The organism is Tardiphaga robiniae (genome assembly GCF_013359755.1).
Lineage (GTDB): Bacteria > Pseudomonadota > Alphaproteobacteria > Rhizobiales > Xanthobacteraceae > Tardiphaga > Tardiphaga robiniae.
Window position 1 is genome coordinate 1 of the sequence record NZ_JABMCJ010000016.1, and the last position, 565, is coordinate 565.

A 565-nucleotide genomic window follows, 5' to 3' on the forward strand; every position below is an offset into this window, starting at 1 on the left:
GCCACACGGTCAGGAACGGGCGCTGAATAATGCTCTTTCCGCTCTGCCATCACTTCAGCATCCGGACGTTCGCCAATTTTCGCCTCCCACGTCTCACCGAGCGTGGTGTTTACGAAGGTTTTACGTTTTCCCGTATCCCCTTTCGTTTTCATCCAGTCTTTGACAATCTGCACCCAGGTGGTGAACGGGCTGTACGCTGTCCAGATGTGAAAGGTCACACTGTCAGGTGGCTCAATCTCTTCACCGGATGACGAAAACCAGAGAATGCCATCACGGGTCCAGATCCCGGTCTTTTCGCAGATATAACGGGCATCAGTAAAGTCCAGCTCCTGCTGGCGGATGACGCAGGCATTATGCTCGCAGAGATAAAACACGCTGGAGGGGTCATCCGGCGTCCATTTGAGGCCAAACGGCGTCTCTTTGTCGCCAAATTTAAGATACTGCTCCTCCCCGCAATGCGGGCAGGCAACATGAAAACGCATAAAATGCGGGGATTCACTGGCTGCACGCTCAATCTGACAGGTGCCTCTCACTTTTGGCGTGGAGCCACGGATGGACTTTGGCC

General features: G+C 54.0%; 1 protein-coding gene. It reads right to left on the reverse strand.

What is annotated here, in order from left to right; translation table 11 throughout:
• Nucleotides 1-565: terminase gpA endonuclease subunit (locus tag HP556_RS00045; protein ID WP_175365464.1), on the reverse strand; the 565-nt coding region annotated here is incomplete at both ends.